At 71.3% G+C, this 20,244-nt stretch carries 19 protein-coding genes; 13 read left to right on the forward strand and 6 right to left on the reverse strand.

The genetic code is table 11. The features are described from left to right. Positions 1 to 9 precede the first annotated feature (9 nt). From WMF11_RS38360 to WMF11_RS38385, 6 genes are all read right to left on the reverse strand, one after another. Positions 10 to 501: a hypothetical protein gene (locus WMF11_RS38360; RefSeq protein WP_437974315.1), complete on the reverse strand. Its 492-nt coding sequence runs from the start codon at positions 499 to 501 to the stop codon at positions 10 to 12. After that, complete coding sequence (locus tag WMF11_RS38365) at positions 498 to 782, reverse strand: hypothetical protein (RefSeq protein ID WP_437974316.1); 285 nt, start codon at positions 780 to 782, stop codon at positions 498 to 500. The genes WMF11_RS38360 and WMF11_RS38365 overlap by 4 nt, the downstream gene beginning before the upstream one ends. Positions 783 to 937: 155 nt before the next feature. Then, the gene (locus WMF11_RS38370) at positions 938 to 2,359 is read right to left on the reverse strand and encodes a serine/threonine protein kinase (RefSeq protein ID WP_437974317.1); all 1,422 of its coding nucleotides are present in this window, start codon (positions 2,357 to 2,359) and stop codon (positions 938 to 940) included. Further along, a complete protein-coding gene (locus WMF11_RS38375; RefSeq protein ID WP_437974318.1) occupies positions 2,353 to 3,198 on the reverse strand; it encodes a hypothetical protein in 846 nt (281 codons plus the stop codon). Before WMF11_RS38375 ends, WMF11_RS38370 begins: the two co-directional genes overlap by 7 nt. A gap of 812 nt (positions 3,199 to 4,010) precedes the next feature. Further along, the gene (locus tag WMF11_RS38380) at positions 4,011 to 4,292 is read right to left on the reverse strand and encodes a cupin domain-containing protein (RefSeq protein WP_437525076.1); all 282 of its coding nucleotides are present in this window, start codon (positions 4,290 to 4,292) and stop codon (positions 4,011 to 4,013) included. 72 nt (positions 4,293 to 4,364) lie between these two features. Further along, complete coding sequence (locus WMF11_RS38385) at positions 4,365 to 5,267, reverse strand: nucleotidyltransferase domain-containing protein (protein ID WP_437974319.1); 903 nt, start codon at positions 5,265 to 5,267, stop codon at positions 4,365 to 4,367. Between the two features lie 168 nt (positions 5,268 to 5,435). Here WMF11_RS38385 and aroA point away from each other — a divergent pair, with 168 nt between their 5' ends. From aroA to WMF11_RS38450, 13 genes are all read left to right on the forward strand, one after another. Then, positions 5,436 to 6,812, forward strand: coding sequence for a 3-phosphoshikimate 1-carboxyvinyltransferase (gene aroA, locus WMF11_RS38390; protein WP_437904114.1), 1,377 nt, complete (start codon positions 5,436 to 5,438; stop codon positions 6,810 to 6,812). 37 nt (positions 6,813 to 6,849) lie between these two features. Further along, positions 6,850 to 7,662: a (d)CMP kinase gene (gene cmk, locus WMF11_RS38395; RefSeq protein ID WP_437904115.1), complete on the forward strand. Its 813-nt coding sequence runs from the start codon at positions 6,850 to 6,852 to the stop codon at positions 7,660 to 7,662. Next, positions 7,646 to 8,599 carry a hypothetical protein gene (locus tag WMF11_RS38400; protein WP_437904116.1) on the forward strand — a complete coding sequence of 318 codons (954 nt, stop codon included), beginning with the start codon at positions 7,646 to 7,648 and terminating at the stop codon, positions 8,597 to 8,599. Before cmk ends, WMF11_RS38400 begins: the two co-directional genes overlap by 17 nt. A 4-nt stretch (positions 8,600 to 8,603) precedes the next feature. Further along, positions 8,604 to 9,752: a hypothetical protein gene (locus tag WMF11_RS38405; protein ID WP_437974320.1), complete on the forward strand. Its 1,149-nt coding sequence runs from the start codon at positions 8,604 to 8,606 to the stop codon at positions 9,750 to 9,752. A 179-nt stretch (positions 9,753 to 9,931) separates the two neighbouring features. Continuing rightward, entirely contained in the window at positions 9,932 to 11,737 is a 1,806-nt protein-coding gene (locus tag WMF11_RS38410) for a 30S ribosomal protein S1 (protein WP_437904119.1), read from the forward strand. Positions 11,738 to 11,928: 191 nt separating this feature from the next. Beyond that, the gene (locus WMF11_RS38415; RefSeq protein ID WP_437904120.1) at positions 11,929 to 12,315 is read left to right on the forward strand and encodes a hypothetical protein; all 387 of its coding nucleotides are present in this window, start codon (positions 11,929 to 11,931) and stop codon (positions 12,313 to 12,315) included. A 121-nt stretch (positions 12,316 to 12,436) separates the two neighbouring features. Then, a complete protein-coding gene (locus WMF11_RS38420; RefSeq protein WP_437974321.1) occupies positions 12,437 to 12,988 on the forward strand; it encodes an HIT family protein in 552 nt (183 codons plus the stop codon). After that, positions 12,985 to 14,445, forward strand: a complete 1,461-nt coding sequence (locus WMF11_RS38425; RefSeq protein ID WP_437974322.1) for an AI-2E family transporter — start codon at positions 12,985 to 12,987, stop codon at positions 14,443 to 14,445. The genes WMF11_RS38420 and WMF11_RS38425 overlap by 4 nt, the downstream gene beginning before the upstream one ends. Positions 14,446 to 14,613: 168 nt before the next feature. Continuing rightward, entirely contained in the window at positions 14,614 to 15,564 is a 951-nt protein-coding gene (locus WMF11_RS38430; RefSeq protein ID WP_437544634.1) for a hypothetical protein, read from the forward strand. Positions 15,565 to 15,711: 147 nt separating this feature from the next. Continuing rightward, positions 15,712 to 16,653, forward strand: coding sequence for a hypothetical protein (locus WMF11_RS38435; protein ID WP_437544636.1), 942 nt, complete (start codon positions 15,712 to 15,714; stop codon positions 16,651 to 16,653). Between the two features lie 143 nt (positions 16,654 to 16,796). Next, entirely contained in the window at positions 16,797 to 17,222 is a 426-nt protein-coding gene (locus WMF11_RS38440; RefSeq protein ID WP_437974323.1) for an HIT family protein, read from the forward strand. 658 nt (positions 17,223 to 17,880) lie between these two features. After that, the gene (locus WMF11_RS38445) at positions 17,881 to 18,549 is read left to right on the forward strand and encodes a carbonic anhydrase (protein WP_437974324.1); all 669 of its coding nucleotides are present in this window, start codon (positions 17,881 to 17,883) and stop codon (positions 18,547 to 18,549) included. A gap of 107 nt (positions 18,550 to 18,656) precedes the next feature. After that, positions 18,657 to 20,216 (forward strand): SulP family inorganic anion transporter, encoded by a 1,560-nt coding sequence (locus WMF11_RS38450; RefSeq protein WP_437544642.1) that lies wholly within the window; start codon positions 18,657 to 18,659, stop codon positions 20,214 to 20,216. Positions 20,217 to 20,244 lie beyond the last annotated feature (28 nt).

The following is a 20,244-nucleotide window of genomic DNA, read 5'->3' on the forward strand; positions in this document are numbered from 1 at the left end:
CCCGTCCGCCTAATCGGCCCCGCTGCAGTCCGAGACGTGAAATACCGCCGTCTCCAGGCGCGCCTTTACACCGTCGAAGAGCCGGATCAGGTCGCACGGCCCCGCCGACACGTCGGCCTCGTACGGGTCATCTTGCAGACCCTCGATGATGATCTCGCAAGCCCCCTGGTACAGTTCTCCGTCGATCTTCGCGGATGTGTGAGGGGAGCCGGGCTCGTCCATCACGTCGAAGAAGGAAAGCGAGGCGCCATCCTTCGCGACCGCCACGCTCAGCTCACCTTGATCGCGCACGATGCACCACCCTGAAACATCGTCGCTTGCGTCCACGGCCCTCGTACCGTCGTCGCCGGTGTCGATCACCAGCGCTTCGCCGCCCCGCGAGACGGTGACCTTCCCCGCAACCTCGGGATCAGGGATACACCCGCTGCTCGAGGCGCTGACGGCAGCCCAGAACAGGAGCCGGCAAGCACGCCTGAGGACACCAGCGCCCCCGTCGCTCATGTCGTGCATCCGTCGTAGCTTTGAGCGGTCACCGTCGGCGGCATCCCCGTGGGGGTGCAGCACATCTCGTGTTCTTCTCCATCCTCTTCAACATACGTTGTTCTGTCCTCATATCCCTCCCAGCAGACATCGTCCACCAGGCTGGGGATCACACAGAGGGTATAGCCCTCCGGAATATCGCTTCGAACAACGCCGGCACAAGCACGTGCGAACGTCGGCGACGCCGGCGCGGTAGAGGTATCTTTCTGCCATCCGTTCCAGAGGACATCCGTATCTTCCACGCAGTCGTGCGCCTCGTTCTGCGCACCCTTCCAGAGCCATACGGCTGGGTATCCCTCGCGGGGACCTCGGCCGGGGCAGTCGCGATCCGGGGCGCAACCTACCCCAGCGCTCACGGCGATGAACAGAAGAACGCATCGCATCGACAGAAGCCCTCCTAATACAACGCAGGACCACAGCTGAAATCGCCGTCCTCGCAGTACGGCCGGCGCCGTTCGGCCTTCAGCGTCGCGCCTGCTCGCTGCGAGAGCGCAACACGCGAGCGGCTATCCGCTTCCGTCGGGGCGGCCCTCGCTGAACCTTCCGGCGACGGCAAACGCTGCGGCTCACGCAGCGGCGACGACCGCTCCACCAGCACCGTCTCCAGCTTCTCCGCGCGGAGCGCCGTCGTCGTCAGGCCCGCAAGCCAGAGAGCGCCTGCGCATAGCGTGGCCGTCGCAGCAAGCGAGACGGCGACGCGGCTCGCGAGCTTCCGGGGCGACGTACCGCCAGGGCCGCTCCCGGCCATCATGAGCTCTCGCCCAGGCTCTCGGCCGAGTGAGAGCGGCGGCAGGACGGGCTCCTTCGATGCGGGCGCCGTCGGCGATGGCACGTCGAGCGGAGGGACCTGCAACAGCAGAAGCTCATCCTCATTCGATGGCGCCGCCAACGGCCCTCTCTCGGACGGCCGGGTGCCCGACGCTTCAGTCACGGGCGCTGGCGCACACGGACTCTCCAGATGGGAGCTGCGCAAGGTCGACGGCGCCGCGCCGGTGACGGGGGCGTGCTCTTCGCTCCGGCACGGTGCCCGGTCCAGCGTGGGCCATGACTCCGCGAGGCCCTCGAGCACCGTGATGAAGTGGTCGACGCTCCTGTACCTACTGCGCGGCTCCTCTTCCAGAGCCATCTCGATGGCGGCAGCCACGGCACGCGGAATGTCGATGGGGATCGCAGGCTTGTCCCGTTGTGCCCCCAGCACACCTGGGTGGCCGACGTCGAGCGGGCGACGACAGACGAGCTCGTACAGCAGGGTCCCGAGGCCGTAGACGTCAGCCCGGGGCCCCACCCGGTCGCCGCGAAGGAGCTCAGGAGGCGCCACGAGCGGCTCCAGCGCGGCCTCGTGCGGCTCGATCCGGAACAGCCGGACGAGGCCGAACTGGCTGATGCTGTAATCTCGATTCGACGTGATGAACACGCGGTCTGGACCAAACGCCCCATGGCACCAGCCCAGCGCGTGACACCGCTGGATCGCCAGAGCAATCTCGATCACCATGTGCAGCGCGGTGGATCCGAGATCGGCACCGCGCGTGGCATCTCTGATGCTGATCCCATGACTTCGCTTGCACGCGACCCAGGCAGAGACGCCGCCCGCATCTCCGTAGAGCACAGGCTCGACCTGCGGGACCGCTCGTCCGACTTCCTGCAAGCGCTGGAGCTCCGAAGCGAAGGCCGTCCGGTCGATCGTCTGGCCCTCGCGCAAGTGCAGCCAGACGGCGGCGCCCTCACCGCCCACCTGTTGGGCGAGGAACGTGCGGACCATGCCATTGTGAACCTCGCTGAGGATCCGGTGCCCTTCCCAGATGGTACCAGGCTCTACCACGAGAACCGCACCTCCGCGCCGCCCGCGCTTGCGCGGACCTGGGGGCCGCTCGGCAGCACCGCGATCGCGAGCGTCGCGGCCCCGAGCACGCTACCAGCGACGAGGGCTGCCGTGCTGAGGTGCTGCTCTACATCGATCGCGCGCATCGCGCTTCGCGTCTCGCTGTTCTCCTCCCACTCGAGCCTGCACATCTCGGCCCTCAGAGCGCTGTTCTCAGTCGATGCCACGATGTGCAGCACAATCCCAGACACCAGGAGCGCGCCAGACGCAGCGGAGCCTGTATAAAGAAGCCACGGTGCTGGGGGACCTGCTGGTCGTGTGAGCGCGCCCGCCGGCGTCGCCTTCAACGGAGCGACCGAGCGCACGCTCGCCGGTTCGGCGCTCAGGAGGACGACGCGCGATTCTCTCGCGGTGACGTGCACCGTGGAGCGTACCTTGCGGCCATCCGGCAACATCGCCATGACCTCATGCTGCCCAGGCGCCACGTAGATCTGACCGCTCTCGTCCACGAGGCGCCCGTCCACGATCACGGGCGCCGCCCCGGCGGGCGCGAACACGTGGAGCTGCGCCACCTCGAGCCGCGCCGCCGCCAGGTCCGCATGCCGCGTGTCGTGGAGCCGCCGCTCCCTGGGCGTGGCCGGCGGGCGCATCTCCTGCACACACTGCGTGAGCTCCATCACGGCGTCCACCCAGCGCCTGAGTCGGCGGTCGAGCTGCCCGAGCTGGCAAATCCCCACCGTGGAACGCTCGATATCGTAGATCTGCGCCCACAGGTCGCGAGCGCGCGCGATGTCGAGCCGGTCCAGGGCGCCCTCTGCCTCCTTGATCAAAGCTGTCACGCGCGGCGACCGTGGCGGCGGCGACGCGGCAAACGCCGACTGGAGCCCGAGGAGGAACATCGCTACGGCGGCCACATGCGACCAACAGACGACCAGCGCAGAACGCAGCAAGGTTCACCTCGGCCCAACGCGGGGGCCTGGATGCCGCGCTGGCCTAGTCCGGCACAGCATCACTTTTCCCGCCCAGCCTCGGCCGGGCGGCATCTATGCCTCGCGCAGAGGTTGACTACCATGGATCTCCTTGCGCTTTGAATCCTCAATGGACCGAATTTCCGCGTGCGCGCGCATTACAGATCACGGACAGAAATTCTCATGCCCTATCGCGATTTGTGTGCATTGCAGATCGCGACCCAAAATTCTCATGCCCTATCGCGATTTCACTGCCAGGCGATGGTGAGCACCTCAGGCCCTTCGCTCGCCCCCCGCAAGTCGGGTCCGAGCCGACCAGCGCGGTCGCAGGCGCGCCGCCGACCGCGCGGCGCGAGCCGGCGCCGGCAAACGACATGGCGCCGCTCCGCCGGCGACAACAAACGACCATTCCCTCGACGGCACCGGAGCCTGGCGCTCGGAGCCTCCGCGCTCCCCTCAAACCCCCGCACCAGGGCGCGCGAAACAAGACACCCTACCCGCTCGGCCACCCTCCACCCCACAGTGGGAAACCGTCTTTTTTCGCCGCCCGCTACCGGGTGCGCGACTGTCCGCTTGCGCGGAAGCGGTGTCGATCTGAGCTCACCGCCCGCAGCCCATCCCAGGCCCTTCGGCCGTGCCTGCAGCAGGCGCTCGCGTGGCGCCCGGCGCCGCGAAACCGCCGCTCAGCCGAACCGGTAGTGCTTCCGCACCGGCGAGCGCACCTCCCAGGTGCAGCTCAGCCCCGCGGGGAACGTCACCAGATCCCCCGCCTGGATCCGCACCGGCGCGCCGCCGCCCTCCGCGGGCGTCACGACCACGTCGCCCTCGAGCAGGTAGCAGATCTCCCGCTCGTCGTAGTGCCACGAGAAGGTCGACACCTCCTTCGTCCAGATGGGCCAGCCGCGCGCCCCGAGCTTCGCCAGCTGCTCCTCCGACGGACCGTGCTCCAGCTTGATCGACTCCATGGCTCCTCGTCCTCGCTCGGCGCGCCGCCGGGCCCGCCCCCGCGGCGCCCTCCGCGATCGTCGCGGCGGATGCTACCAGCTCGGCTCGTCCCCTCGGCACAGGTCGCGCACCTCGCGCGCGATCGCCTCCATGCGCCCGAGGCTCGCGAGCAGCGCCTCCGCGCCCTCGCCGGGCGCGGCGAGCGCCGCCTCCACCCTGTCGGCGAAGCCCTGGGGGCACCGCGAGAGCGACCGCGTCCTCGGCACGGCTCCCTTCTCGTTCGAGAGGTAGCGCTCGTTCAGCGCGAACAGCGCCTGCACCAGGCAGGCCGCGGCGCGGAACAGGCAGCCGCTCACGTAGAACACGTCGCCGCGCCGCCCGGCCTTCTTCGCGGTGTCGATGGCGAAGCCGGCCTCCCACAGGAACCTCTCGAGGAGCGTCCTCCGCAAGGCCGGCGGATACGGCGTCACGAGCGCCTTCAGCGGGGCCAGCGCGCCCTCCGGATCGTAGAGCGGCCGGCAGTCGTGGATATCGGCCAGGTAGTTGGCGCTGAGGAAGCCGTGCGGGTGACCGGGCTGGTAGTCGCACGTCACCTGCCCCGCCCGGCACTCCGCGATCACGCGCCGCACCCGCGCGAGATCCCGGTAGAGCCAGTCGACCCGGTGCCCCTCGATCTCCAGCCACGCGCCGCCGTTGATCCAGGGCCCCCAGGCGCCGGGCGGCGTGACGACGTCCTCGGCGGCGCTCCCGTGGAGCTCCCGCGCGAGCGGCGCCACCTCGCCCTCGGCCCCGCCCGCGCAGAGCTCCCGCGCGAGCGCGCGCAGCGCCGCGAGGTCGGGCGGGCTCTCGGGCTCGTAATAGATGCCCAGATCGACGTCCGAGTCCGGGTGGCCCGCGCCACGAGCGCGCGATCCGCCCAGCACGACCGCCACCACGCCCGGGATCGCGCCGAGCCGAACCGCCACGCGCGCCGCCACGTCCACTGCCCCGTCCATGCCGCCTCCGCCTCCTGTTGATCCCCGCTGCGACGCGGCGACCCTACCATCGAGGCGCCCGCGCCGTCCCGCCGCACGCGCTGCGCCCGCGCCGTCCCGCCGCACGCGCTGCGCCCTCGGCGCCTCGCCCGCTGTGCCTGCGCCCGCCGTTCTGCTACACGGCAACCCGTGCCCGACCTCATCGTCCACCCGGCGGAGCGGCCGCTCATCGGGAGCGTGCCGGTCCCTGCGGACAAGAGCATCGCCCACCGAGCGCTCCTCCTCGCCGCGCTCGCCACCGGGCAGAGCCGCATCCGGGGCGGGACGCTCGGCGGCGACGTCCTCTCGACCGTGGGCGCGCTGCGCGCCATGGGCGTCCGCGTCGAGGAGCCGTCGCCGGGCGACCTCGTCGTCCACGGCGCCGGGCTCTCCGGCCTCCGCGCCCCCGACGGCCCCATCGACTGCGGCAACTCCGGCACCACGATGCGCCTCCTCGCGGGCATCCTCGTCGCCCAGCGCTTCGCCGCGCGGCTCGTCGGCGACCCGTCGCTCTCGCGCCGCCCCATGGAGCGCGTCGCGAAGCCGCTCCGGCTCCGCGGCGGGCGCATCGAGGGGCAGCTCGATCCGCGCAAGATCGGCGAGATCACGGCGCCGCTCGACGTCGGGCCGCTCCCCGAGCCGCACGTGCTCTCGTCGATTGAGCACGAGATCCCCGTCCCGTGCGACCAGGTGAAGAGCGCCCTCCTCCTCTCCGGCCTCTACGCCGACGGCCCGACGTTCGTGCGCGAGCCGATCGTCTCGCGCGATCACACCGAGCGCATGCTCACCGCGCTCGGCGTGCCGATCGACTCGGTCGGCGCGATGGTCTGCCTCGACGCGGCCCGCTTCTCCGGCGCGCTCCCTGCGTTCGAGCTCGACGTGCCCGGCGACCTCTCCGCGGCCGCGTTCCTCGTCGCCGCCGCGCAGATCGTGCCGGGGAGCCGCGTGACCGCGCGGCGCGTGGGCCTCAACCCGACGCGCACCGGGCTGCTCGAGGTGCTGCGCGACATGGATGGCGGCGTCGCCGTCGAGATCAAGGGAGAGGCCCTCGGCGAGCCCACCGGCGACGTCCACGTCGCGCCCGCCTCCTCCGGCGCCGGCCTCCGCGCCGGGCGCGCGGGCGGCGAGCTCGCGTCGCGCGCCATCGACGAGCTGCCGATCCTGCTCGGCCTCGGCGCGCGGGCGCGCGGCCTCACCGAGGTGTTCGACGCGCGGGAGCTGCGCGCGCAGGAGACCGATCGCATCGCGGCGATGGCGTCCGTGCTCGGCGCCTTCGGCCTGCGCTGCGAGGAGCGCACCGACGGGCTCCTCGTCGAGGGCAGGCCCGACCGGCCGCTCGACGCGGCCGACGTCGACAGCCGCGGCGATCACCGCATCGCGATGACGGCCGCCGTGCTCGGGCTCGCCGCCGGCGGTCCCACGCGCGTCCGCGACGCGGGCTGCATCGCGACCAGCTTTCCCCTCTTCGTCGGGACGCTGCGCGCCCTGGGCGCGCGCATCGAGGTCGAGGGCGCCCGCGCCGCGTGAGCGCGCGATGGTGAGCGAGAGAGGAGGAGGAGCGCAGGTGACCGAACGACAACGACAGGACGACGCGCACCACCTCCCGGCCCGGGGCGAGCCCCGGCGGCTGCGCGTCGCGATCGACGGACCGGCCGGCGCCGGCAAGGGCACGGTGGCGCGTGGGCTCGCCGAGCGGCTCGGCTACCTGCTCGTCGACACCGGCGCGATCTACCGCGCCGTCGCGCTCGCGGCCCGCCGCGCGAGCCTCACGTGGGAAGAGGAGGGCGAGATCGGCGCGCTCGCCGAGGATCTCGCGCGCGGCGGGCGCATCGCGCTGGAGCGGAGCCCGCACGGCATGCCGCCCGACTCCTCCGCCCCCCCGCCCGCGAACGCCCCGGCCCAGTCGGGCCTTGGCGGCAGCGGCATGCGCGTGCTGCTCGACGGCGAGGACGTCTCCAGCGCGATCCGCGCGCCCGAGATCAGCCTCGGCGCGAGCCGGGTCTCGGCCATCCCCGCCGTGCGCCAGGCGCTGCTCGCGATGCAGCGGCAGGCCGGCGCGGGCGGCGGCGTGGTGCTCGAGGGGCGCGACATCGGCACCGTGGTGTTCCCGGACGCCGAGGTGAAGTTCTTCCTGACGGCGCCGGCCGAGATCCGCGCGAAGCGGCGGTACGACGAGCTCGTCGCGCGCGGCATGCCCGTCAGCTTCGAGGCGACGCTCTCCGACGTGCTCCGCCGCGACAAGGCCGACAGCGAGCGCGCCGTCGCGCCGCTCCGCAAGGCCGAGGACGCGATCCTCGTCGACTCCGGGCACCGGAGCCCGCAGGAGATCATCGACGAGATGGCGACCCTCGTGGAGCTCCGTGCGCGCGGCGGCTGAGGTCCGCGCCGCCGCCGTCGCCGCCGCCGCCCTGATGGCGCTCGGGCTCCCGGCCTGCGGGGACGCGGGCGGCGGCCCCCCCGCGCGCGACGCGGCGAGCCCGGCCGGCCCGCGCGTCGTCCGGCGCATCGAGCCGGCCGATCTGCTCCCGGCCGATCTCGATCTCGTCGTGCGCGTCGACGTCGCCCGCATGCGCGACGGGCTGGGCCAGGCGGCATCGGACGAGCTCGCCCGCCGCGCGCTCGACGAGGTCCCCGACGAGGCGCTGGAGAGCGCCCTCCAGCGCGCCGACGTCGTCTGGCTCGGCCTGCGGCTCGCCGATCTCGAGGAGGGCGATCGCGTAGTCGTCCTCGAGGGCCGGATGGCCGGGCTCACGCCCGATCCCGGCCGCTGGGAGCCGGCGCCGGCGGCGCGGGACGGCGTCGCCGTCTTCGACCGCCGCGGCGGCGTCGCGGGATCGCGCGCCGACACGGCGCGGATCATCGCGCTCGGCGATCGCGCGGTCGCGCTCGTGTCGGCGGTCGAGGTGAGCAGCGTCGCGCGCCTCCTCCGTGACGGCCCCGACGCGCGCCGCGGCGACCCGGCCGCCGAGGGGCTCGTGAGCCTCGACCTGCGCGCGCGCCGGCTCCCCCCCTACCTCGCGCGGCGCTTCCCGTCGATCGGCGCGCTCGTCGCGGGCGTCGCGCGGGTCCGCGGCGTGGCGTCCCTCCACGACGAAGGGGTGCGCCTCGACGTGGAGCTCGTCGGCGTCGACGCGGCCGGCGCGGCGCGCGCCCGCCGGTTCCTCGAGGTGTTCCGCGACAACGTCGAGGATGTACGTTACGCAGATCTCATGAAGGAGCTCTCGATCGAGCAGGTGGAGAGCACCGTGCGGCTCCGCTGGCTCTTCCCTGCGCCCCTCGTGCTCGCCCTGCTGTCCGGGCGCTCGCCGGGCTAAGCCGATGCCTGACACCCTGATCGAAGAACCGATCCGACCGACCGTGACCGACGACCTCGCCGCGCCCGCGCCCGAGGGCGACCCCGCGCCCGCGCCCGAGGGCGACCCCGCAGACGCGCGCCCCGCGCCGCCCGGCGAGGGCGCCCCCGCCGCCCCGCAGCGCCCGGGCCGCCCCCGCGGGGCCGCGTGCCTCGTGGTCGCGATCGCGCTCGCCGCGTTGCTCGCCGGCGCGGCGCTCGGCGTCTACCTCTTGTTCTGGCGCTATGTGCCGACGGCCCGGCAGCACATCCCGGGCGACGCGAACATCGTGGTCCGCCTCGAGACCGCCGACCTCGCGCTCTTCGGCCCCGTGCGCCAGCACTTCCTCCCGCTGCTCGACGACGCGCCCCAGACCGCGTCGCGCAAGGCGCGCATCGAGGCGGCCACCGGCCTCGATCTCCCGTCGGATCTGCGCGAGATCGTCGTCGCGTCGACCGACGCCGCGAGCTGGGTCGCGCTCGCGGGCGGGCGCATCCCGAAGGGCCGCTTCGTCGCCGGCATGGAGAAGGTCGCCCGCGACGAGGGCTGGACCGGCGTCCGCCGCGAGGGCGAGTTCCTGCTCGTCGGGCCGCGCGCCGTGCTCGGCCAGGCCGACGACGGCACGCTCGTCCTCGGCACGGACATCGAGATCGTGAAGGCCGCGCTGCCCGCGTCGCCCGACGCAGACGAGTGGCGGCGCCTCGATCTGCCCGAGCAGGGCGCCGTCACCTTCGCGCTCACCAGCGCCGCGTGGTCCGGCGCCGCCACCGCGGTCTCCGGCGTGCTGCCGCGGGCCGGAGCGCTGTTCCGCCGCATCGACCACGCCTCGGGCGCCCTCGCCCTCGGCGCGGAGCCCGAGCTCTCGATGCGCCTCGCGCCCGCTGCGGGTGAGGCCGCCGCGGCGCTCGCCCCGGACACCCAGGCGTTCCTCGGCAGCCTCAAGCTCGCGCTCGCGCTGCTCCCCGACATCGCCGGCGCACGCGCCGCGCTCGAGGGAGCCCAGGCCCTCGCGCAGGGAGAGCGCGTCGAGATCCGGACGAAGTGGCCCCACGAGGGCCTCGATCGCGCCTGCGCAGAGCTCGCACACCGCGCCCGAGCCGCGCGCGACGCCGCAGCGCCGGGCGCCGCGCCCTGAGATCACGCTGCTTTGGGCGGGCGGGCACATCCTTCCCAGCAAAACGGACCGGACCTACAAAAACCTCCAGTGGCTCGGTCGTTGCATTGACAGAGGCCCCTCCTCAGACTACAGGCTCGCCTCTCCCGAGGGGCCCGGGTGCATCGGTACGCGTGTGCCTGCCCCTCCGCCGCTCGTGCGTGGCACCTAGGGTCCACGCCTGCGCCCGCGCGGCGAATCCCAGGGAAGGAAAGGAAACAAGAACGAACAACATGACTAGTAACATCCATATGGAGGCTGGCTCGTCCGGGGCGAGCATGGAGAGCTTTGCCGCGCTCTTCGAACAGAGCGTGGAGGGGGGCGATTTCGCGCGTGAAGGAGAGATCATCTCCGGCACCGTGGTCGCAGTGAACCGCGACTCCGTCGTGGTCGACATCGGCGGCAAGAGCGAGGGCGTGATCGCGCTCCGCGAGTTCGCGGACGCCGCGGGCCAGAGCGCCGTCAAGGCGGGCGACAAGGTCGACGTCTACATCGAGAGCCGCGAGAACGACGACGGCCTCGTGACCTTGTCGAAGGAGAAGGCCGACAAGATGAAGGTCTGGGATGAGATCTCGAACGCCTGCGAGGCGGACGAGCTCATCGAGGGCACCATCAGCCAGCGCGTGAAGGGCGGCCTCTCGGTCACCATCCGCGGCGGCGTGAAGGCCTTCCTCCCGGGCTCTCAGGTCGATCTCCGCCCGATCCGCAACTTGGACAAGCTGATCGGCCAGACCTACAAGTTCAAGGTCATCAAGTTCAACAAGAAGCGCGGCAACATCGTGCTCTCGCGGCGCGTGCTCCTGGAGCGCGAGCGCGACGAGATGAAGGCCAAGACGCTCGAGACGTTGACGGAAGGGATGACCGTCAAGGGGACCATCAAGAACATCACCGAGTACGGCGCGTTCGTCGACCTCGGCGGGATCGATGGCCTCCTGCACATCACGGACATGTCGTGGGGCCGCGTGAACCACCCGAGCGAGGTGTTCCAGGTCGGCGACGAGGTCCTCGTGAAGGTCCTCAAGTACAACGCCGACACCGAGCGCGTCTCCCTGGGCCTCAAGCAGACCCAGGAGGACCCCTGGAACCACGCCGAGGAGGCGTATCCGGCGGGCAAGAAGGTCCGCGGCAAGGTCATGTCGATCACCGACTACGGCGCGTTCGTCGAGCTGGAGCCGGGCGTCGAGGGCCTCATCCACGTCAGCGAGATGAGCTGGACCAAGAAGGTCAAGCACCCGTCGAAGCTGCTCGAGGTGGGCCAGGAGCTCGAGTGCCAGGTGCTCGAGGTGGACGCGCGCGCGAAGCGCATCAGCCTCGGTCTCAAGCAGCTGGAGCCCGATCCGTGGATGCTGTTCACGGACAAGTACCACCCCGGCGACAAGATCGCGGGCAAGGTCCGGTCGCTCACCGACTACGGCGTCTTCGTCGGGATCGAGGAGGGCGTCGACGGCATGGTCCACAAGAGCGATCTCTCGTGGTCGGTGCGCGTCAACAACCCGAGCGACCTCTACCACAAGGGCGATGACGTCGAGGCGATCATCCTCTCGATCAACCACGACGAGAAGAAGGTCTCCCTCGGCATCAAGCAGCTCTGGGACGACCCGTGGCCGAGCATGCTGACGGAGTACCCGCCCGGCCGCGTCCTCGACGACGCCCAGGTGGTGAGCATCGTCGACTACGGCGTGTTCGTGCGGCTGCGCGAGGGCGTCGAGGGCCTCATCTCGCAGAGCGACGTGCAGGAGCCCGAGGAAGGCAAGCTGAAGGTCGCCGACAAGGTGAAGGCCGAGATCTCCTCGCTCGACACGGTCGACCGCAGGCTCTTCCTGACGATGAAGAACATCGGCATGGAGCGCCCCGCCCCGGTCCGGCAGCAGCAGCAGAAGCGCAAGGACGACGACGACAAGCCGGTGGCCGGGACGATCGGTGATCTCATCAAGGAGAAGTTCGGCGCCAAGCTGGACCTGAAGTGACGCGGATCGGCGCGCGGCGTCGCTGAGGCGGCCGCGCGCCAGGCGCTCACCCGCCGCACGTCACAGGTGCGGCGGGCCGAGGGCGCCGCGGTGCCCCCGGCTCGCCGTGTGGACCCGATGTCGACGAGAGGCGAGGCCCTCCCCAGGGCCTCGCCTCTTGCTTTTTCCGCGAGGCCGCGGACGATGCCGCGATGACAGGCCTCCTCGCGCGCTCCGCCCTCGGGGCGCCCATCCTCGCTGCCCTGGCGCTCAGCGCGCTCCCTGCCCGCGCCGACGGCCCCCGCGCCGCGGCCGCCGACCCGTGGTTCGGCGATGACAAGGCGCGCCATTTCTGCGCGTCGATGGCCCTTGCCGGCGGCGGGTACGCGCTCGGTTCGCTCGCGACGAACGACGTCCGGCAGCGGCTCGCGCTGGGCGCCGCGCTCGCGCTCGGCGCTGGCCTGGCGAAGGAGGCCTTCGACGCCGCCGGGCACGGCACCCCCTCGGTCCGCGACGTCGTCTGGGATGCGCTCGGCACCTCCGCCGGGCTTGGCCTCTCGCTCTGGTTCGATCTCGCCGCCACGCCGATCCATTTCTGAGCCCGCATCGACGGCGCTGCGGCGCGCAGGCGCGGCAGCTGCGAGGCGAATGCGAGGGCGGCGCGGCGACGAGCGAGCGGTGGTCCCGCGCGCGTTGCCGCCGTGCTAGCGTCTCCGCGACATGGGTAACCCCCTGTGGGCGCCCTGGCGCATCGAGTACATCCTTGCGCCGAAGGGCCAGGCCGACTGCATCTTCTGCGGCATCCCCCGCGCATCCGAGCAAGAACAGCGCGACCGGCTGGTCGTGGCGACGACCCGCCGCGCGTTCGTCATGCTCAACCGCTACCCGTTCGCCTCGGGCCACCTCCTCATCGTCCCGCACGCGCACGTCGCCTCGCTCGACGCGCTCGAGCCGGCCGATCACGAGGCCCTCTTCCGCCTCGTGCGCGAGTCGACGACCCGCCTGCGCGCCGCGCTCAAGTGCGAGGGCATGAACGTTGGGATCAACCTTGGCACCGCGGCGGGCGCCGGCATCGCCGAGCACCTGCACGTCCACATCGTCCCGCGCTGGCCAGGCGACACCAACTTCATGCCGGTGCTCGCCGACGTCCGCGTCGTCCCGCAGGCGCTCGAGGCGACGCGGGACCACCTGCTCGGCTTCTTCGCCGACCTCCCTGCGTCGCTCGTCGACGAGGGCGCCCACGGCCGGGCCGCGCGCGGCGAGGCGCTGTGAGCGAAGGCCCCTCGCAGCGCACCGTGTTCCTGACGGTCAGCGCCGTCCTCACGGCGGCGCTGCTCATCGTCTCCCACGCGGTGCTGCTCCCGTTCGTGCTCGCGCTCGTGGTCGCCTACGTGCTCACGCCGGCGGTCCTCCGGCTCGAGCGCGCGCGCGTCCCGCGGTGGGCGGCGATCCTCGTCGTCTACGCGCTCGTGCTCTCCGGGATCGCGGGCTTCTTCGCCCTCAGCGTCCCGCGCCTCATCGCCGAGGGGAAGGCGCTCACCACCGAGGCCCCGCGCCTCGCCGCGCGCCTGCGCGAGGAGTACCTGCCCGCGCTCGACGCGCGGCTCAACCGCTGGTCGGGCCGCGAGCCCGCGGCGGCGCCGCCGGCGATCGCGCCCGCACAGGAGCCCGATCAGGCCGCGCGGCCGCACGACGCCAGCGCGGCCCCTGCTGGAGGAGAGGAAGGCGCCGAGCGCCCGCCGATCCGCATCTTGCCCGGGCCGGACGGCTCGTTCGACGTGCAGATCGCCGACGACGTCGAGGTCCGCGAGACGCGCGACGGCGTCTGGCAGATCGCGCAGGCGCGCCCGAGGCACCGCGGGCTCTCCAGCGCGAACATGCTCCAGGAGGGCTACGAGAAGGGGGCCACCTACCTGAAGGAGAACTCGCTCGCGGTCCTCCGGGTCGGGCAGGCCATCGCGACGGCCATCTCGCGCGGCATCTTCAACCTCTTCATGACGTTGATGCTCGCCGGCTACATCATCCTGACGCACGAGAAGATCCTGCGCTTCTTCCGCGAGCTCTGGCACCCGACCTCGCGCGACTCGTTCGATCGGTTCCTGCGCCGGCTCGACCGCGGGCTCTCCGGCGTCGTCCGCGGGCAGCTCCTCATCTGCCTCGTCAACGGCGTCCTCTCCGCGATCGGCTTCTGGCTCTTCGACCTCAAGTACTGGCCGATCCTCTCCGTCCTCGCGGCGGTGATGTCGCTGATCCCGATCTTCGGCTCGATCCTGAGCTCGATCCCCGCGGTCCTCATCGGCCTCACGCAGTCGTTCGGCACGGCGGTCGGCGTGCTCGCGTGGATCGTGGGCATCCACCAGCTCGAGGCGAACTTCCTGAACCCGAAGATCATCGGCGACGCGGCGAAGATCCACCCGGTCCTCGTGGTGCTCGCGCTGCTCGTCGGCGAGCACTTCTTCCAGATCACCGGCGCGCTCTTCGCGGTGCCCTGCCTCTCGCTCGCGCAGACGATCTTCCTCCACTTCCGCGAGTCGACGCTGGGCCTCGCCGATCCGACGGCCACGATCCCGCCGCTGCGCGGCGTCCCGATCATCGCCCCCGCGATCGAGCCGCTCCCGCCGCTGCGCGGCTTCGAGACCGCCCGCCCGGCCTCCACGCCCGTCCCCGCCCCCGAGCCCGAAGGCGAGCCCAGCGCCCGCAGCAGCGACCCCGACAGGGCCGCGAGCTAGTTTTCCTCGGGGCTCCGCCCCGAACCCCGCGTCCGCTTCGCGGCCGCCCCACCGCCCGAGCCCCCTCCCGGGGCCGATCGGCTCGTCCGTCCGCCTCCGCTGGCCGCTCCCCCGCAAGCCGGCTATGAGACCCCGCGCCCCGCGCAGGAAATCAGCTCCACGACCTCGATGAAGACCCCCGGCAAACCCACCCCGAAGAAGCAGAGCCCCAAGCAGCAGCGCGAGCAGGCCATCGCCGCCCTCCGCAGCGGCGGAAAGCCCCCCGCCGACCCGCTCTCCCAGCTGAACCCGCGCTCGCTCGCCATCCGCGTCGGCATCCCGGCGCTCATCGTCTGGGCCATCGCCCTGGCCATCCCGGGGATCTGGCCGAAGGCGGTCGCCGGCGTCCTGACGGTCATCGTGGGCGGCGTCATCGTGTGGGCGCTGCGCTTCGCGACCCGGACGCGCGCCGTCGCGAAGATCGTGCAGACCGCCGACTCGGCCGAGGCGCGCAAGGACGCGATCGCCAAGCTCGACACGGATTTCAAGAAGGACGACACGGCCGCGACGTTCGCGAAGGCGCAGCTCCAGATGCAGGAGGACCCGCGGGCCGCGCTCCGGACGCTGGAGACCATCAACCTCGACAAGGTGATGGCCCCGATGGCCGACGAGGCGCGCGCCCAGCGCGGCATGATCCACCTCATCCTGAGCGAGACGGACGAGGCGCGGGCGCTCGTCGACAAGATCGACATGACCCGCCACAAGGAGCCGAGGATCCGCGCCATGATGGCCGCCATCGTCGGCGAGGCGTGGGCGCGGACCGGCCAGGCCGGGAAGGCGGTCGAGCTGCTCGAGACCTTCGATCCGAACGACGAGGCGTTCGCCGAGCTCAAGCCGCAGCTGCTCCGCTCGCGCGCGTTCGCCTATGCGTGGGCGAACAACACGAAGCAGATGAAGACCACGCTGCGGAGCCTGAGCGCGCTCAACCCGCAGTACCTGAGCGGCTTCGTCACGAAGAAGAAGAGCCCCATGGGCGTCCCGCCGCGCGGCGTCCACCCGATGCTCGAAAAGGAGGCGTTCGAGATGCTGATGCGCTCGGGCGCCATCCCTCGCAAGATGCAGCAGATGCGGCGCGGCTGACGCGTGGCGCGCGGCGCGCGGTGCGTGGTCGACCAACGAGCGGCCGAGGCCGACCAGCGTTGCGCCTCGCCGCCGGCGCGCCGAGCCCGCCCGCCGAGAGCGGCCCCTTGACGCGCGGCGCGGCGAGCGGCTCAGATGCGCGCCCTCATGAGAGGAACCGCGCTGCTCTACAGCTCCCATAACCGCTGCAACTTCATCCACGACCACTACATCGCGCAGCGGGCGCTCTCGGGGCGGGACAACAAGCGCATCCTGTTCCTGCCGATGTCCGAGGCGCCCCGCGACGGCAACGAGCGCGAGCGGCAGGAGTTCGCGTACGGCAACTTCAGCTGGTTCTTCCGGTTCTACGAGCGCTTCGGCCTCGAGCACGTGCCGTTCTACTGGAGCAGCGACCTGCGCAGGGAGGACGTCGACGTCCTCTGGCACTACCTCGCGTCGTCCGAGGTGGTGATCCTGGGCGGCGGCTACAGCACGACGGGGCTCTGGCGCTACAAGCAGCTCGGCGCGATGTTCGACGGAGAGCCCGGCAAGTTCGGGCGCCTCCTGCACGAGCGCCGGCAGCGGGGCCTGCTCACCGTCGGGTTCTCCGCCGGGGCCGACCAGCTCTGCCAGCACCTCTTCCGCCGGGTGTGGGACAGCCCCGGCGACAACGACGCGTTCGGCCTCGCGCGCGACACGCTGGTCACGCTCCACCACGAGCCGAGCCGCAACGGCGATCTCTGGCACGCGGCGCGGCGCATGCCCCGCTGCTTCGTCTTCGGGCTCCCGAACGACTCCGGGGTCCAGGTGGACTGGGGCGTGCTCCCGTCCGGCAACATCTGGCAGGTCTACGAGCTCATCATCGACACCTCGTGGGACGATCCCTCCGACGCGCTCCACGTCAAGACGCGGCAGGGCGCGCTCATCGACCACTTCGACCACACGGGCCGCCACTGGGCCTTCCACGGCGGCGACCACGTCGTGCGCGTCGCGTCGCAGGACGGCCGCTTCGACCGAGCGTGGATGACGGCCGGCGGCCTTCTCCTCGATTACTGGACGCGCGAGCCTGCCACCTACGGGTCGATCGACGACATCCTTGCGAGCCACTGATCGCGCGCCCCCTGCGCAGCCGCGCCCGCCCTGTGTGGCCACGGTCGCGCGCTCCCAGCGTGACCGCGGACGCGCTCCGCTGCCCGCGCCCCCGGCATTGACGCCAGGCAGGTGGCGCGGCATCGAAGAGCGCGAGGCCCGCCATGCCGCCCCGCCCCTGCGTGTTCTGCAGCATCGCCCAGGGCGAAACGCCGGCCCACGTCGTGCTCGACGAGCCGGAGGTCATGGCGTTCCTGGATCACCGCCCGCTCTTCCCCGGCCACTGCCTGCTCATCCCGCGCGCCCATCACGAGGTGCTCACCGACGTTCCGGCGTCGCTCGTCGGTCCGCTCTTCGCGACCGCGCAGCGCCTCGCGCGCGCCATCGAGTCCGCGTGCTCGGCTGAGGGCTCCTTCGTCGCCATCAACAACCGCGTCAGTCAGAGCGTCCCCCACGTGCACATCCACGTGGTCCCGCGTCGTCGGAGGGACGGTCTCAAGGGCTTCTTCTGGCCTCGTTATAAATATGCGGGTGAGCACGAGATGTGCGGCCTTCGCGACGCCATCGTGACGGCATTGGCTGCGGGTTGAATTCTGTCGCTGGTACGGGTATTTGGACGTGGCGCCGTGCTGGCTCAGGCGCGAGACGTCCGTCCCAGATCGGGACATTCTGCCACACACGGTCTGCACCTCGTTGTGTCTTGCGATGAACCGAGACCGCTGCCAGGTTAGGGAATAGACAGGGCGCTTCCCTGGTTCCCGGGGCCGACAGCCTCTCACTCCTCGAACGATGCTGGCTCTCCGGTCATTTTTCCCTCGGATCGCGCTTCTCTTCATGCTGATCCTCGCCCCCGCTGCGCTGGGACGGGCGAATATCAGCATCATCGAAGCCGGCAACTCCGATGTTTCGGGATCGTTTCGTACCGGGGCCAGCGAGAACGACGCGGGGGGCCTCGAGGCCTTGCAGCCGCCCCACCGCGACGGGGCCCATCGTTCGGTCGCATCGCGACCGGCGCCGCGCGCCGGCGCGGCGCGGCCGCGCGGCGTTCTCGTCGCCGATCTCCGGCCTGTCCGCGTCCCGTCCCCCGTCCCCCACCCTCCCCTCCGTCGTCCTCCACCACGCTTCCTGAACTGACAGGCTAGCTCCGTGGCTGAGGCCGCTCGCGGTCCGGCTCGGAGTCGCTGGAATCGGAGGTGTTCATGACGATCGCCGCGCCCGATGGGCGCGGTCAACGAGAGGGTTTATTCCATGCAGAAGCTCGCTGAAGGGTTGCACAAGTTCCATGCCGAGGTGTGCGGTACACATCAGGACCTCTTTCGCAGCCTGGCGAGGGGTCAGCGGCCCGAGGCGCTGTTCATCACGTGCTCGGACAGCCGCATCAACCCGAACCTCATCACGCAGACCCAGCCGGGCGACATCTTCATCGTGCGCAACGTCGGCAACATCGTGCCGCCGTACGGCGCCAGCAACGGCAGCGAGTCCGCCGCGATCGAGTTCGCGGTCGCGCACCTCGGGATCAAGCACATCATCGTCTGCGGCCACACGCACTGCGGCGCGATGCGCGGGCTGCTCGATTGCGCGGGCCTCGACGAGCTGCCGGCGGTCAAAGCGTGGCTCCAGCACGCGGAGCTGACGCGCCGCCTGGTGCAGGAGAACTACCCGCACATCGAGGGGGAGGATCGGCTGACGATCACGGTGGAGGAGAACGTGCTCGCCCAGATCGAGAACCTCCGGACGCACCCGACGATCCGCGCGCGGCTCGCGCGCGGCGATCTCTCTCTCTACGCCTGGGTCTTCAAGATCGAGACCGGACAGGTCTTTCAATTCGAGGCTTCGACCGGCCAGTTCGGGCCGATCGGTGACACGGTGCCCCCCTCGGCGCTGCCGGAGTCGACGGTCTACCGGCGGGCCATCTGAGCGCCTGTTCGTCGCCGATCCACGTCTTAACTCGAATCGAGAGGGCCCGTCCGATGCAGCTTCCGAATCCTATCCATGCAGGCGCGGGGGTGAATCCCGCCGGCGCCGTGGCGCTTAGTTCCGAGAGCCCGGGTGCGAGCCGGGAATCGCCGCCGGCGGAGAGCGCGCCGCCGCTCGACCCGCGCCTCACCGCGAACCTCAAGTACGACATCCCCGCCGGCCTCGTCGTCTTCCTCGTCGCCCTGCCGCTCTGCCTGGGCATCGCGCTCGCGTCGGGGGCCCCGCTCCTCTCCGGCATCGTGGCCGGCATCGTGGGCGGGCTCGTCATCCCGCTCGTGAGCCGCGCTCAGCTCAGCGTGAGCGGCCCGGCGGCGGGGCTCGCCGCCATCGTGCTCGCGGGCATCACCAGCCTGCAGAGCTTCCAGGCCTTCGCGATGGCCGTGGTGATCGGCGGCGTCCTTCAGCTCGGGCTCGGCGTGCTGAGGGCCGGCGCGATCAGCCATTTCTTCCCCTCCTCGGTCATCAAGGGGATGCTCGCGGCCATCGGCGTCCTGCTCATCCTGAAGCAGCTCCCCCACGCCGTCGGCTTCGACAAGGACAACTTCGCCTCCGAGTCGTTCAAGGCCGAGGGCGGCAACACGTTCACGATGCTCGGCCAGGCGGCGCAGGCCATCGAGTGGGGCGCGTTCCTCCTCAGCGCCATCTGCCTCGCCATCCTGGTCGGGTGGGAGAAGTCGCGCCTCGCGAAGATCTCCTGGCTCCCCGCGCCCCTCGTCGCCGTGGTCGTCGCGACGCTCGGCAACGAGCTGTTCAAGACGGCGATCCCGTCGCTCGCCCTCGAGCAGAAGCACCTCGTGACGCTGCCCACGGGCGACCTGGTCAGCGCGCTCCAGCTCCCCGACTGGTCCGCGATCCTGCGGCCCGAGGTGTGGGTGCTGGGCGTGACGCTCGCGATCGTGGCCAGCCTCGAGACGCTGCTCAACCTGGAGGCCGTGGATCGGATCGATCCGTGGCACCGCAAGTCGCCGCCGAACCGGGAGCTCGTCGCGCAGGGCCTCGCCAACATGCTCTCCGGGTTCGCCGGCGGTCTCCCGGTCACGTCGGTCATCGTCCGCAGCAGCGCCAACACGAACGCCGGCGCGCGGACGCGGGTCTCCGCCTTCGCGCACGGCGCGCTCCTGCTGCTCGCGGTGGTCTTCGCCGCGGGGCTGCTCTCGCGCATCCCGCTCGCGTGCCTCGCGACGATCCTGCTCGCGACCGGCTACAAGCTGGCCAAGCCCAAGATCTTCGCCGAGATGCGCCAGCTCGGCTGGAACCACTTCATCCCGTTCGTGGTGACGATCGTGGCCATCGTGCTGACCGATCTCCTGAAGGGCATCGCCATCGGGCTCGCGGTCGGCGTCCTCTTCGTGCTGAGGACCCATATGTCCCGCGTCTTCGACGTGATCCACGAGGGGGCTCGCGTGACCATACGGTTCAACAAGGCGGCGTACTTCTTCACCCAGGGCAACCTCGTCGCGCTGCTCGAGCGGCTGCCGAGCGACACCCACGTGGTCGTGGACGCCCAGGGGGTCTCGTACATCGACCACGACGTCGCGGAGCTGATCCGGCGCTTCCAGCAGTCCGCGCATCGACGCAACATCCACGTCGAGCTCCGCGGCTTCTAAGCGACGCTCAGACACCTACCCATCCCCG

The sequence above is a fragment of the Sorangium sp. So ce295 genome, assembly GCF_051527405.1.
GTDB lineage: Bacteria > Myxococcota_A > Polyangia > Polyangiales > Polyangiaceae > Sorangium > Sorangium cellulosum_B.